At 38.4% G+C, this 14,452-nt stretch carries 8 protein-coding genes; 6 read left to right on the top strand and 2 right to left on the bottom strand.

The window, feature by feature from the left end; genetic code table 11:
• The first annotated feature begins 508 nt into the window (after positions 1-508).
• The 6 genes from NIES592_RS23035 to ligA all read left to right on the top strand — a co-directional run bounded on the left by NIES592_RS23035 (position 509) and on the right by ligA (position 12,324).
• Complete coding sequence (locus tag NIES592_RS23035; protein ID WP_062246267.1) at positions 509-1,513, top strand: transaldolase; 1,005 nt, start codon at positions 509-511, stop codon at positions 1,511-1,513.
• Positions 1,514-1,840: 327 nt separating this feature from the next.
• Positions 1,841-4,621: a hybrid sensor histidine kinase/response regulator gene (locus tag NIES592_RS23030; RefSeq protein WP_073557020.1), complete on the top strand. Its 2,781-nt coding sequence runs from the start codon at positions 1,841-1,843 to the stop codon at positions 4,619-4,621.
• A 27-nt stretch (positions 4,622-4,648) separates the two neighbouring features.
• On the top strand, positions 4,649-5,989 hold the full coding sequence (locus NIES592_RS23025) for a hybrid sensor histidine kinase/response regulator (protein ID WP_062246263.1): 1,341 nt from the start codon (positions 4,649-4,651) through the stop codon (positions 5,987-5,989).
• Positions 5,990-6,139: 150 nt separating this feature from the next.
• Positions 6,140-8,515, top strand: a complete 2,376-nt coding sequence (locus NIES592_RS23020; protein WP_073557019.1) for an ATP-binding protein — start codon at positions 6,140-6,142, stop codon at positions 8,513-8,515.
• Between the two features lie 24 nt (positions 8,516-8,539).
• Positions 8,540-9,886 (top strand): hybrid sensor histidine kinase/response regulator, encoded by a 1,347-nt coding sequence (locus NIES592_RS23015; protein ID WP_073557018.1) that lies wholly within the window; start codon positions 8,540-8,542, stop codon positions 9,884-9,886.
• 365 nt (positions 9,887-10,251) lie between these two features.
• Entirely contained in the window at positions 10,252-12,324 is a 2,073-nt protein-coding gene (ligA, locus tag NIES592_RS23010) for an NAD-dependent DNA ligase LigA (protein ID WP_073557017.1), read from the top strand.
• Between the two features lie 160 nt (positions 12,325-12,484).
• On the opposite strand, the gene NIES592_RS23005 is transcribed toward ligA, so the two are convergent.
• Together NIES592_RS23005 and kdpC are read right to left on the bottom strand one after the other, a co-directional pair.
• On the bottom strand, positions 12,485-13,597 hold the full coding sequence (locus NIES592_RS23005) for a universal stress protein (protein ID WP_102205947.1): 1,113 nt from the start codon (positions 13,595-13,597) through the stop codon (positions 12,485-12,487).
• A gap of 192 nt (positions 13,598-13,789) precedes the next feature.
• The gene (gene kdpC / locus NIES592_RS23000; protein WP_073557015.1) at positions 13,790-14,392 is read right to left on the bottom strand and encodes a K(+)-transporting ATPase subunit C; all 603 of its coding nucleotides are present in this window, start codon (positions 14,390-14,392) and stop codon (positions 13,790-13,792) included.
• Between the last annotated feature and the right edge of the window lie 60 nt (positions 14,393-14,452).

Genomic DNA, 14,452 nt, shown 5'->3' with positions numbered 1-14,452 from the left:
GTCATCTAAAGATGAGTCTACTAGTCAGTCCAGTTAATTTTGAGGATTTACGGGTGGTCAAATCCCCGGCTTCTTCAAGAAGTTGGGAGCTTGTAGCCCAGCAAAATTAATGCGATAGACCACTACTTCAATAGGCAGTGCCAATACTGAAAAAAAGCTGAAGAATTTGTGATTTAAATATTCAGTTATTTAAGCACAACAAGGGTCAAAAATTGTCCAAATAATTATGGTTACTAGGGTTGAAAATATCCCCTGATAACGAAAAATGCAAAATGATTTAAAAAAACTGCATACAATGACACAATCAATCTTGGCAGAACTTGCCTAGAATAGGGCTGGAGGGAATTAAATCAGGACTTTTGCGAAAATATTTCGGTGTAATTGGTAATAAGTAATGAAAGATATATGAATTTCCAATTACCGATTACTCGTTGCCATCAACTCAGCTAGCGAGACCACTACAACCCGATGATATAAGTCCTGAAAAACAAAATTCAAGAGGTAAACCATGTCAAAGAATTTACTGGAACAATTGCGAGAAATGACCGTTGTGGTCGCAGATACCGGAGACATTCAAGCAATTGAAAAATTCAAGCCACAAGATGCGACTACCAACCCTTCCTTGATTACAGCGGCAGCACAAATGCCGGAATATCAAGAAATAGTTGATCAAACTTTACTGCAAGCAAAAAAAGACCTTGGTTCTGGTGCATCTCAAGCTCAAGTAGTTTCTTTGGCATTTGACCGTTTAGCGGTGTCCTTTGGATTGAAGATTTTGCAAATCATCCCTGGACGAGTATCCACAGAAGTGGATGCACGCCTATCTTATGACACAGAAGCTACTGTCACCAAAGCACGAGAATTGATTGCTCAATACGAAGCAGCAGGAGTTTCTCGCCAACGCATTCTGATTAAAATTGCTTCCACTTGGGAAGGTATTCGTGCTGCTGAAATTTTGGAAAAAGAAGGAATTCACTGCAATCTCACCTTATTGTTTGGTATTCACCAAGCGATCGCCTGTGCAGAAGCTGGTGTAACTCTCATTTCTCCCTTCGTCGGACGCATTCTCGACTGGTACAAAAAAGAAACCGGACGGGATAGTTACCCCTCAGCAGAAGATCCAGGGGTATTATCTGTCACAAAAATCTACAACTACTACAAAAAATTTGGTTATAAGACTGAAGTTATGGGAGCTAGCTTCCGTAATATCGGCGAAATTACTGAATTGGCAGGTTGCGATTTGCTGACTATTTCTCCCGCGCTACTGGGTGAGTTACAGGCAACAATTGGAGAACTGCCTCGTAAACTTGATGCTAGCAAAGCATCAGCGATGGCAATTGAAAAAGTTTCTATGGACAAAGCCACCTTTGATAAGATGCACACTGCCGATCGCATGGCATCAGAAAAATTAGATGAAGGTATCAAAGGTTTCACCAAAGCATTAGAATCCTTAGAACAACTTCTCGCAGAAAGACTGGCTAAGCTAGAAGCTGAGACTCAAATTCCTGTCTAAACAGGCTGTCTCAAGATTTACGGTGTGTAGTGAGTGCTTTACGACTCAATTAGGTACTAAACTACTAGTTCACCAAATTGATTTTGATAGGTGAGCTAGATTCCCGACTTTTTAAAAAGTCGGCGATCTGACGCCTCACAAAAAGTCAAAACTTACGCGGTCAAATACTACTTAGTATTGAAAATTCAGCATCACCCATACCCGATTTCTTCATGGGAATCGGGTTTGTTATTTCCAGCAACTTCTATGTGAATTCTCAACTTGTTTATGGGAACTATATACTAAATAAACCTTACGCCTATAAGTATTAATACTGTTGTTAAAAATATGCTGCTTTTGAGCCAAAAAAGTTCTTGTACCAGGGGTAGCAGAAAAATTCCTCTACGCCTAATTCTTGTAGTGCCTTTTGTTGTGCAAATTTTTGCTGCGGTGGGACTTACAGGATATTTATCTTTACGTAATGGTCAGCAAGCAGTCAATCACCTTGCTAGGCAATTAAGTAAGGAAGTTAGCAGTCGCATTGAACAGCGTCTTGATAGTTACTTCAATACAGCACGTCGTCTTGCCCAAATCAATGGAGAAGCGATGGAGTTGGGTTTGCTTAATCCTCAAGATTTGCCAGGGATGGGACATTACTTTTGGAAGCAAATGCAACTGTATCCTGTTGGCTATGTCATTTTTGGCAGTAAAGAAGGTGAATTCGCAGCAGCAGGGTATTTTTTCGATGATAATCGCATCTCCATCAATGAGGTTTCACCATCTCGATATCACAACGGTCATTTATATACCTACGATACAGATAGCCAAGGAAATCGGATTAAGCTTGCAGATATTGATCAAGACTATGCCTTTCAAAAAGAGGGTTGGTATGCACAAGCAGTCTTGGTAGGTAAACCAACATGGAGCCAGATTTATCAATGGGAAACAGCACCTTATCCCTTATCTATTGCTGCGAGTCGTCCTGTTTTTGATCGCAACAAAAACTTCATCGGTGCAATTGGTGTGGAACAACGCCTTTCCCAGATTAGTGATTTTTTGCGCCAGCTAAAAGTTAGTCCCCGCGGTAAAACTTTTATTGTAGAGCGTAGTGGTTTACTGATTGCTACTTCCACAAAAGAGCAGCCTTACACAATAATTAATGGTAAACTGCAACGGCTCAAAAGCTCGGATATTAATGATTCGTTAATCAAAGCGATCGCCAACCATCTCACAAACCGCTTTGGTAGTTACAAAAAAATCAACAGGAGTCAACAGTTAGATTTTTTACTCAGTGGTGAACGTCAGTTTGTCCAAGTTACACCTTGGCGAGATGATTGGGGACTTGATTGGTTGGTGGTGGTTGCGGTTCCAGAATCTGATTTTATGGCACAAATCCATGCCAATACTCGCACCACAATTATGCTGTGTCTGTTGGCTTTGGCGTTGGCTACTGTTTTGGGAGTTTATACATCGCGTTGGATTACTCAACCCATCTTAAAGTTAAGTCAAGCCTCGGAAGCGATCGCTTTAGGCGAATTAGATCAAAAAGTCGTAGAAAGTGAAGTGGAGGAACTAGCAGTACTTGCGAGATCCTTTAACCGAATGGCGCAGCAATTGCGTAATGCTTTCACTACTCTAGAAAAGACCAATCAAGAATTAGAAATTCGAGTTGAAAAACGTACTGCTCAACTCAAAGAAGCGAAAATCGCTGCCGATGCTGCTAATCATGCTAAAAGCGAATTTTTAGCAAACATGAGCCACGAATTAAGAACACCACTCAATGGCATTTTAGGCTATGCTCAAATACTCCAACGCTCTAAAAATTTGACAGAAAGGGAGTACCACGGCATTAATATTATTTATCAATGCGGCTCTCATCTACTGAATCTAATTAATGATATATTGGACCTCTCCAAAATTGAGGCACAGAAAATGGAATTGTATCCTACTAATTTTCATTTTCCCGCCTTTTTAGAAGGGGTCGCAGAGATTTGCCGTATCCGCGCAGAACAAAAAAATATTGCTTTTATTACTCAAGTAGAATCCCAAGTTCCTCAAGGTGTTTATGCTGATGAAAAACGTCTACGACAAGTTTTAATTAATCTACTAAATAATGCGATTAAATTTACAGATACTGGTAGCGTAATTTTGAAAGTTGAAGTCACTGGTCAAGCAAAACAACAAATTACCCATTATAAAATTCGCTTCCAAATAGAAGACACTGGCATAGGCATGACTCCAGAACAAATAGAAAAAATATTTTTGCCCTTTGAGCAAGTAGGAGAAAATAAGCGCAAGATAGAAGGTACAGGCTTAGGATTAGCAATTACTCAGAAAATAATTTCTCTCATGGGCAGTAATATCAACGTCCAAAGCCAACCAGGAATCGGCAGTATTTTTTGGTTTGATATAGAATTACCAGAAGTTATAAATTGGTCACAAAAAATTAAAACATTTCCTCAAGGAACCATTGTTGGATTTACTGGAAAGCAACGAAAAATATTAATCGTCGATGATAAATGGGAAAATCGCTCGGTGATTATTAATTTGCTAGAACCACTTGGTTTTCACCTCGTTGAAGCAAGCGATGGTCAAGAAGGTTTAGAAAAAGTAGAAGAGTTTCAACCTGATTTAATTATTACTGATTTAGTAATGCCCTTAATGGATGGCTTTGAGATGATTCGAAACTTGCGAGAGTTACCGCAATATAAAGAAGTTAAGATTATTGCTTCTTCTGCCAGTGTTTTTGAAACTGATCAATATAAAAGTTTGAATGCTGGAGCAGATGATTTTTTACCGAAACCTGTACAAATTGAAAAGTTATTAGAGATTTTAAAAATAAATTTACATTTGGAATGGGTTTATGAAAATAATCAAAACCTAATTGATCAAAAAGAACAAAATAATTTGTTACTAACTGAGACAATCATAGCACCGCCAATAGAAGATATAAATCAACTTTACGATCTAGCTTTGAAAGGTCGAATTATAGCGATCCAGAAAGAAGTAGAAAAGCTTGCTCAATTAGATAAAAGATATTCTAGTTTCACTCAGGAAATTTTACATCTTACTCAGAAATTTCAAATTAATGCAATCCAAGAATTCCTGAAAAAGTATTTATCTATCTAATTGTGATAAATTGTATAAATATAAAACATGTCTCCCACAGAAGAATACGTAATCCTCATTGTAGATGACAATTCGACCAATTTAGCAGTTATTGCCGAAGCATTAACTAATGCTGGCTTTGAAATTGCCGTGGCAACAAATGGTGAGAATGCAATCAAGCAGATTAATTATGATCAGCCAGATCTAATTTTATTAGATGTGGATATGCCAGGTATAGATGGTTTTGAAACATGTAAAAAACTAAAAGATAATCCCCTAACTCATCAAATACCTATAATTTTTATGACTGCTCTCAATGATACTAGGGATAAAGTAAAAGGCTTGAACTTGGGAGCAGTAGATTACGTTACTAAACCTTTTCAAGAAGCAGAAGTCATTGCTCGTATTCGCCTACATTTAAAATTATCTTCTTTAACAAAGAAGTTAGAAGAAAAAAATCTACAACTGCATCAACTCAACAATGCTTTAGAAGAACGGGTTAAAGAGCGAACAAAACAATTAACTCAATCCCTAATCAATTTGCAACAAGCTCAAATTCAGTTAATCCAGAGTGAAAAAATGTCTGCTTTAGGAAATTTAGTAGCGGGGATTGCCCATGAAATTAATAATCCAATTAATTCTATTTTAGGTAATATTAATCATGCTGAAGAATATACGAAAGATTTACTACAGCACCTGCATTTATATCAGCATCATTATCCTCAGCCAAAACTAGAAATTGAACAACATGGGAATGAGATTGATATCGATTTTTTAACTACAGATTTACCAAAATTATTTCATTCAATTAAATTAGGGGCTGAACGAGTTATTAAGATTAGTAATTCTCTAAGAGTTTTTTCTCGGTCTGATCAAGAAAATCAAGTGCTAGCTAATATTCATGAAGCTATTGATAATACTTTAATAATTTTACAATATCGTCTGAAAGCTAATCCAAATCGCCCTGCTATTCAAATAATTAAAAATTATGGAGATATTCCACGGATAAAATGCTATTTAGGGCAACTCAATCAAGTGTTTATGAATATCTTAGCTAATGCTATTGATGCTTTAGAAGAATCTAATCAAGGGCGTGATTTTAGCGAAATAGAAAAATTTCCTAATATTATTACTATTTCAACTCAGTTATCTAATGATAGAAAAAGTGTGGTCATTAAATTTAAAGATAATGGCATAGGCATTCCTGAAGAAACTCAATCACGGATATTTGACCATTTATTTACCACTAAATCATCAGAAAAAGGCACTGGATTAGGTTTATCTATAAGTCGGCAGATTATTGAAGAAAAACATGGAGGAAGTTTGAGGTGTAAGTCAGTAGTGGGAGAAGGAACTGAACTCGCGATCGCTATTCCCATCAATATGTAATTACCCCTGACTATCATCGCCTTACTGTGTTAGTTTTTCTTTGCTTACGGGAACCATAACAAATGTAGCTAGATACGCAAGCGATCGCGCCTGCTTATAAGTAAAAATTATATATCTCTCGCAGTAGCTACATGCAACTACCATAAACGCATGACTTATCCAGCTTCTAGGCAGAAAATCTCTCAGTCTGATGCCAACAGAGATGAACAAACTTCTCTGCATCTATCTAGCTGGCTATTTAACCCTCAAAATAAAGTTAATCAGGTAATCAACCATTTTAGCATCAGCACCAAGATATATTTTGGTTATGCGATCGCACTTGGTATTATGGTTTTGGGAACTACTGTAGGGGTTGTTTCTGGTGATTCTTACTTGCATCGTGCAGATCAGCAAAGAAGAACCATTCGTCAAGAGCGTCAGCAGTTAAGTAAACTCCAAAATATTCTTTTTAACTTACAGTTATTCCCAAAAACTTCTGCTAATTACCAAACTCCACAAACTTTTCAGAAAGCGGAATTAGCAGCAACTAAACAAATTACCGCAGCAAAACAATTACTCAAACAAATAAATTCATCTGCGGCAAATTCAGCCATCAAAGAACTAAAGCCGCTACTAATTAAGCATCACAACACCTGGAAAAATTTTCCCTCTAGTTTGGAATCAACCTTACGTCAGATTGAATCACTGGCTTTCAATGCTAATCAGCTTCAAAAAGCCAATCAATTGCTAGCAGAATTTGCAGCGAGTGAGAATAGTAATAAAATGCTGCAATTCCAAGATGAACTAGCTATTGTGATTGCAGTAGCTGAAACACAAGAAGAACAAGCAGAGATTGCTTTAATGCAAGTTCAAAGACTACGAATAGCAATTATTATTGCCAGCATAGGATTGAGTCTGAGCATAACTCTGCTGTTGATAGTTTACACCCGTCAGGCGATCGTTCATTCCGTTCAGACAATTACAGATGTTGCCGAAAAAGCGATCGCAGAATCTAACTTTGACTTGCAAGCACCTATAACTACAACTGATGAGTTGGGAAAATTAGCAATTAGTTTGAATCAACTGATTGATTATATCAAAACCCTTCTAGAAGAACAAAAAGAAACCAAACTTGCTGCTGATGCTGCTAATCATGCCAAGAGTAAATTTTTGGCTCATATGAGTCACGAACTCCGCACACCATTAAATGGTATTTTAGGTTATGCTGAAATACTCCAACGTTCTCAGAATATAACCAAAAGAGAACAACGTGGTATTGAAATTATTCATAAATGTGGCTCTCATTTATTAACATTAATCAATGATATTCTTGATATTTCCCAAATAGAAACAAATAAAATGCAGCTTCATCCATCAGATTTTCATCTGCCTTCTTTTCTGCAAGGAATAGTAGAAATCTGCCGGATACAAGCAGAACAAAAAGATCTTGAATTTATTTACCAAGCTCCAGAAAATTTACCATCGGGCATTACTACTGATAAAAAACGATTACGGCAAGTCCTAATCAACTTAGTTAGCAATGCAATTAAATTTACAGATTCAGGCAGTGTAAAATTGAAGGTAGAAGTTAAAGAGAGTCAGAAAAAAACTTCCCATGTATACATATATTTTGCAATAGAAGATACTGGCATAGGTATCAGTCAACAACAGCTAAAAAGAATATTTTTACCCTTTGAGCAACTAGGAGATTACAAAAGCCAAAATGAAGGTAGAGGACTAGGATTAACTATTAGTCAAAAAATTGTAGAAATCATGGGTAGTACTATATCCGTCAAGAGCGAGTTAGGCAAAGGTAGTATCTTTGAATTTGAAATAGAATGTCCAATCGCTGATGATTGGACAGAAAGTAGTATTATTACTAGCACTGGAAAGATAGTTGGTTATTCTGGCAACAGAAAAACAATTTTAATTGTCGATGATCGTTGGGAAAACCGCTCATTAATTGTTAATCTTTTACAAACTATTGGCTTCACCGTTATAGAAGCTAGTAATGGGCAAGAAGGGTTAGAAAAAGCTCATCAATATCAGCCAGACTTAATTATTTCCGATACCACAATGCCGATTATGGATGGCAGAGAAATGCTATCACAACTACGACAGTCAGAAACAATACAAAATACTATAGTCATTCTTTCTTCCGCCAGTATATTTGATAATGAGCGACATAAAACTTTAGCAGCAGGTGCAAATGACTTTTTAGTCAAACCAGTAAAAGTAAAAGAACTTTACCATATGCTTTCAAAATATCTCCAATTAAATTGGATTTATGAACAGGTAGAAAATAAGCAGCAAGACTATTCTGAAAAATTATCGAGTTCACAAACAATGGTGGTACCACCAAAAGCAGAGTTATTTATGTTATTGGAATATGTAAAAAAAGGACAAATTAAAGGAATTAAACAAGAATTAGAGAAGCTAGCAACAATGGATGAGCAATATCAGGAATTTGTCAAACATCTAGATTCATTAGTTCAGTGTTTTAATATCAAAAAAATTCGTCTTTTTCTTCAAAAAAATATTCCCTAGTTTGAGTATATTATTTTTATAAAAATGGTAGAATATAGTAACATTCAACAACAGTCATTTCTAAATACAGAAACTATTTTAGTAATAGATGATAGCCCTACAAATCTAGAAGTTCTGTATGCTACTTTAAGTTGTGCAGGCTACGAAGTATTAGTGGAAATGGATGGTATCAGTGGAATTGAACAGACAAAAAACAATCCACCTGATTTAATATTATTAGATATTATGATGCCAAAACTAGATGGATTTGAAACTTGTCGTAGATTGCAAGCAGATCCATCTACAAAAGACATTCCTATTATTTTTATTACTGCTCTTTCAGATATAGAAGAAAAAGTTAAAGGTTTAAGTTTGGGAGCTGTTGATTACATAACTAAGCCATTTCAGCAAAATGAAGTATTGGCAAGAGTTAAATTACATTTAAAAATGCGCCGATTAAATATAGAATTAGACCAGCAAAAGCAACAATTAGAAAAACGTGTAGAAGAACGAACATACGAACTTTCTGAGGCTTTAGAACAACTTAAAAAAACTCAGTTGCAATTAATTCAAGCAGAAAAAATTTCCTCTTTAGGGCAGGTAGTTGCTGGTATTTCTCATGAAGTCAATAACCCTATAGGTTTGATTTCCACGAATTTATATTACGCTAAATCTTATGTAGAAGAATTGATTAGTTTAGTGAAACTTTACCAAAATAATTTTCCCTATCCAGGTGATGATATTGAAGAAAAAATAGAGCGAATGGATCTAGATCATGTTCTCGAAGACTTACCAAAACTGATATCTTCAATGAAATTAGGAACTGATAACATACGTGGCATTATGCAGTCCCTAAGAAATTTTTCACGCGCTGATGGAGAGCGGAAAAAGCCAGTTGATATTCACCAAGGGCTTGAGACAACTCTACTCATTCTACAGCACCGCTTGAAAGCCAAGGCAAAACGTCCTGCCATTCAAGTAGTCAAAGAATATGGTAATTTACCCAAAATAGAATGCTATTCAGGACAAATTAATCAAGTATTTATGAATATATTGGTCAATTCTATTGATTCTCTAGATAATTCATTTGTTATAAATCATTGGGCATTAAATGATAAAAAACAAAGGGCAAATCCTCAAATTCGGATTTCCACTAACATTGACAAAAAGGCGGTCAAAATTACTATTGCTAATAATGGTGAGGGCATGTCAGATGTATTGCAAAGCCAAATATTTCAACCTTTTTTTTCAACAGAACCTAAAATTCACGAAAATAAATTAGGACTAGCAATTAGTTACCAAATTATTACTGAAAATCATTGTGGTAAATTACAATGTGTTTCATCACCAGAACAAGGAACTGAATTTATAATTCAAATTCCTGTTTCATAAGTTACAATCTGATGACGCGATCGCACAAGCTCAAAAACAAGCTATGAGCGCAGCCTCCAAAGCATCTTATCTGCCACTCACAGTATAGCTACTGTATAGTTCAAAGCACTTCTGCAAATCGAAAGTTGATTGGGGAAACCCGTTTCCTCTATGAAGTAGAGGACTGGGTTCGTTAAATTTGATTAAGCTATATAGCTAGTTAAGAGAAGGGGGAAAGGTTAAAGGTGAAAGGGTAAAGGGAAAATTGAAGAAGACACAAGGTAGGAGGGATAAATATCTTCTGTTTTCTTTCTACCTTTCCCTTTTACCATTTCCCGACTTTTGCAACAAGTCTGTTGTTTGGGCAAAAAAAGGAGATATCTTTGGTGGAACCGATAAAACCAGAAGTAAAACAAAGAGTTCAGGAATTGCGACAGCTACTACAACAGGCTAGTTACGCCTACTATGTTCTTGATTCTCCGATCATGGAGGACGCAGTTTATGATCAGTTGTATCGAGAATTGCAAAGCCTGGAAACCCAGTATCCAGAATTGGTGACACCAGATAGCCCGACTCAGCGTGTGGGTGAAAAACCCACAACCCAGTTTACTTCGGTTCGCCACAACATTCCACTGTACAGTTTAGAAAATGCCTTTAATATCGATGAGTTACAGGCTTGGGATCAGCGCTGGCGGCGACAAGTACCCCCACAAACAGCAGCAGAGTACGTCTGTGAACTAAAGATAGATGGTAATGCTTTGGCTTTGACTTATGAAAATGGTGTTCTTACTAGGGGTGCAACTAGGGGTGATGGAGTGGTGGGTGAAGACATCACTCAAAATGTGCGAACAATTCGTTCAATTCCCTTGCGGTTAAATGTAGAGACGTTACATGTAACGTCTTTACATGTAACGTCTTTACTAGAAAGAGTAGAAGTGCGGGGTGAGGCGTTCTTACCCTTAGATGTATTTAAACAAATCAACGAAGAAAGGCAAAAAGCAGGCGAATCATTATTTGCCAATCCTCGTAACGCCGCCGCCGGTACACTCAGACAACTAGACTCTCGCATTGTGGCGCAAAGAAGATTAGATTTTTTTGCTTACACGCTACACATTCCTGGTATGGATGATGCGAGTATTGCTGGTAGTCAGTGGGAAGCTTTAGCATTGTTGCAAAAAATGGGTTTTCGCGTTAATCCCAACAAACGGCTGTGTACTTCGTTAGCAGAAGTTGCACAATATTATCAATACTGGGATACAGAACGGCTGAATTTACCCTATATGACTGATGGGGTGGTGGTAAAAATCAATTCCTTTAAGCTGCAAGAACAGCTAGGGTTTACACAAAAGTTTCCCCGTTGGGCGATCGCACTCAAGTACGCCGCCGAAGAAGCACCCACCCGTGTAGAAAATATTGCTGTGAATGTCGGGAGAACAGGCGCACTCACTCCTTTGGCAGAGATGCGCCCCGTACAATTAGCAGGCACAACAGTATCACGCGCTACTCTACACAACGCTGATCGCATTGCCCAATTAGACATCCGTATCGGTGACACTGTAATTGTCCGCAAAGCTGGAGAAATCATTCCCGAAGTCGTGCGCGTCCTCAAAGAACTCCGTCCCCCAGACACAGAACCCTTTGTCATGCCTAGCCATTGCCCGGTGTGCAGTCAACCCGTAGTGCGGGAAATGGGAGAAGCCGTGACTCGCTGCGTCAATACTTCTTGTCCTGCTATTCTCAAAGGGGCCATTGAACATTGGGTAAGCCGTGATGCCCTAGATATCCACGGCATCGGGGAAAAGTTGGTACATCAACTCGTTGATAAAGGATTAGTAGATTCCGTTGCCGATTTATATGACTTGACAAGCGACAAATTATATGGGTTAGAAAGAATGGGGAAAAAGTCGGCAGAGAAAATAGTAGATGCGATCGCTCAATCAAAAAAACAACCCTGGTCAAGAGTATTATATGGTTTAGGCATCCGTCATGTTGGTAATGTTACCGCCCAATTGTTAACAGAAAAATTCCCAAGTGTTGAACAATTAGCAGAAGCATCACGCGCCAAAATCGAGGGAGTTTACGGTATAGGTGCAGAAATCGCCGATAGCATTTATCAATGGTTTCGCATTAGTGCCAATCAAACATTAATTCAACGCTTGCAAGCAGCGGGGTTACAATTTGCTACCACAGCAGACACCGCAGCAATCAGTGATGGTAGCAATCAAAAACTTGCAGGTAAAACTTTTGTTATTACTGGTACTCTGCCCACATTGAAACGGGATGAAGCCAAAGCATTAATTCAAAAAGCAGGTGGAAAAGTTACTGAGTCAGTTAGTAAAAAAACTGACTATTTAGTTGTGGGAGAAGACGCAGGCTCAAAATTGGCAAAAGCCGAAGCGTTAGGGATTACACAGTTGAGTGAAGCACAGTTATTAGAAATTTTGCATGAATTTGCATAACACTAAAATAACGTTGACTTGCCAAACTAGTGGTTTATCGCATTAATTATGAGGGGTGAAAAACGAACCGCGAAGACGCAAAGAGCGCGAAGGAGGAAGGAGGAAAAGGGTTAGTTTTAAGAAGACGCGAAGTTTTGTGTCTCTACAAGGAATTTTTTTTCTAAGAATGCATTTTTTTATCTGTGGCGATGATGTGTAAATCGGTGTTTTTCAGTAGTCGCAGTAATTTGTGGGTGAGAGAACCTTTGAGGAGAATTTGCCAACGCGATCGCTGACTTGCACCAATGACGATTTGGGTAATACGATATTGTTCAGCTACTTGTGCGATCGCTGCTGCAACATCACTACTAGAAACACGAATAAAATTACCTGCAAATTCTTTACATAGCTTTTCACACATATCTATGTGCAAGCTTTCTTCTTTGGTGAGGAAATGGTCTGGATCAGCGACAAATACAGCGAAAAGAGGGGCATTCATGTAATTGGCTATCCTTGCACCTCGACGTAATAATTGCAACGATTTAGCATAAGTGGAAACACATACTAATACCCGTTCTTGAATATTACAGAGTTGACCTTGGGAATCAAGTTTGTTTGCTAAACCTGCACCCATTTCTCTGGCTTCTTCTTCAACGTTGTCTGCAATCTCTCGCAGTGCGAGTTCTCGTAAAGCAATTAAGTTACGACGTTGGAAAAAGTTATCGAGTGCTTGTTGGATTTTTTGTGGGGCGTAGATTTTCCCCTCTACCAACCGCTCTTGTAGTGTTTCTGGGGTAACATCTACTACTACTACCTCATCAGCATCATCCAGAACTCGGTCAGGCACACGTTCGCGTACTACTATGCCAGTAATTCTTGCTACTAAGTCATTGAGGCTCTCCAGATGTTGAATATTCATTGTGGAGTAAACATCAATGCCATTTTGCAAAATGGTTTCTACGTCTTGGTAGCGTTTTTCACGGGGTGAACCGGGAACGTTGGTATGAGCGAGTTCATCGATTAGTACTAGTTGAGGCGATCGCGCCAAAATGGCGTCGGTGTCCATTTCGGTCAACGTTAAATTACCGCGCGGAATTTGTTTACGAGGTATTATTTCTAATCCCTCAGCCATCTCTGCTGTTTCTTTGCGTCCGTGGGTTTCCAACAACCCAATCACAACATCAATCCCTTCTTCTTTAAGCGCATGACCTTCTTCTAGCATCCGGTAAGTTTTGCCAACACCAGGAGCCATACCGATAAAGATTTTGTGTTTACCACGACGCACTGGATACATGGGAGGTGGGGTGATGGGGTGATGGGGGGCTAGGGGTCCCCACTTTGTGGGGTTGGGAGGCAATGGGGCGATGGGGTGGTGGGGGAGTGTCTAGACGCGCTTTGCGCGGCTTCCCGTAGGGTGGGGTGTGAGGAGTAAAAAACAACTACTAACTACTAACAACCAACAATCAACCACCAACCACTAACAATTTTATTGATTTTGCCTACGGTTGATTTCTTGTAGATCGAGAGCATAATTTAATTTCAAAATGTTAACTCCCGGTTCGCCAAAAATACCTAAAAATCTACCTTCTGTATACTGTTTGATAAATGGTACTATTTCTTCTCGAGTAATATTACGCGCACGAGCCACTCTTTCTAGCTGTTCTTGGGCTGTTCTCACAGAAATATGTGGATCTAAACCAGAGCCGGAGGTGTAGATGATGTCGGCGAAGGGTTGAATGCTTTCATCACTAAGTTCACTGGATTTCTCAACCACACGGTTAAGCAAGTCTGGACTACTGGGAGCAAGATTGCTTCCACCTGATATACCAGCTGGTCTACCTAATTTTCCCTGACTATACCTAACAGCGCTAGGACGACCTTGAAAATAACGTTCAGAACGGAACTGTTGACCAATTAAAGCTGAGCCAATAGGTTCGCCTTGGATATTTTGCATAATACTGCCGTCTGCTTTTTCTTTAAAAAAAGTTTGACCGACCCCCAAAACAGTAACTGGGTAGATAATTGCTGTTAACAACCACAGTAATATGGTTATGCGAATAGCTCTGGTAATTTCTCGAATAATAAACATAATTGACGCCTGATGTGAATTGAATATGGAGACGCAATATTCCTTGCGCCTGGTAAAAAA

It is taken from the genome of Fischerella major NIES-592 (assembly GCF_001904645.1).
GTDB classification, from domain to species: domain Bacteria; phylum Cyanobacteriota; class Cyanobacteriia; order Cyanobacteriales; family Nostocaceae; genus Fischerella; species Fischerella thermalis.
The sequence above is the reverse complement of the archived record's forward strand: the minus strand, read 5'-3'. Positions and strand labels throughout refer to the sequence as shown.

Bases quoted from the DNA above. Each gene is read 5' to 3' on its own strand.
- NIES592_RS23035 (WP_062246267.1), top strand. From the start codon at position 509: ATGTCAAAGAATTTACTGGAACAATTGCGAGAAATGACCGTTGTGGTC.
- NIES592_RS23030 (WP_073557020.1), top strand. From the start codon at position 1,841: ATGCTGCTTTTGAGCCAAAAAAGTTCTTGTACCAGGGGTAGCAGAAAA.
- NIES592_RS23025 (WP_062246263.1), top strand. From the start codon at position 4,649: ATGTCTCCCACAGAAGAATACGTAATCCTCATTGTAGATGACAATTCG.
- NIES592_RS23020 (WP_073557019.1), top strand. From the start codon at position 6,140: ATGACTTATCCAGCTTCTAGGCAGAAAATCTCTCAGTCTGATGCCAAC.
- NIES592_RS23015 (WP_073557018.1), top strand. From the start codon at position 8,540: ATGGTAGAATATAGTAACATTCAACAACAGTCATTTCTAAATACAGAA.
- NIES592_RS23005 (WP_102205947.1), bottom strand. From the start codon at position 13,597: ATGTATCCAGTGCGTCGTGGTAAACACAAAATCTTTATCGGTATGGCT.
- kdpC (WP_073557015.1), bottom strand. From the start codon at position 14,392: ATGTTTATTATTCGAGAAATTACCAGAGCTATTCGCATAACCATATTA.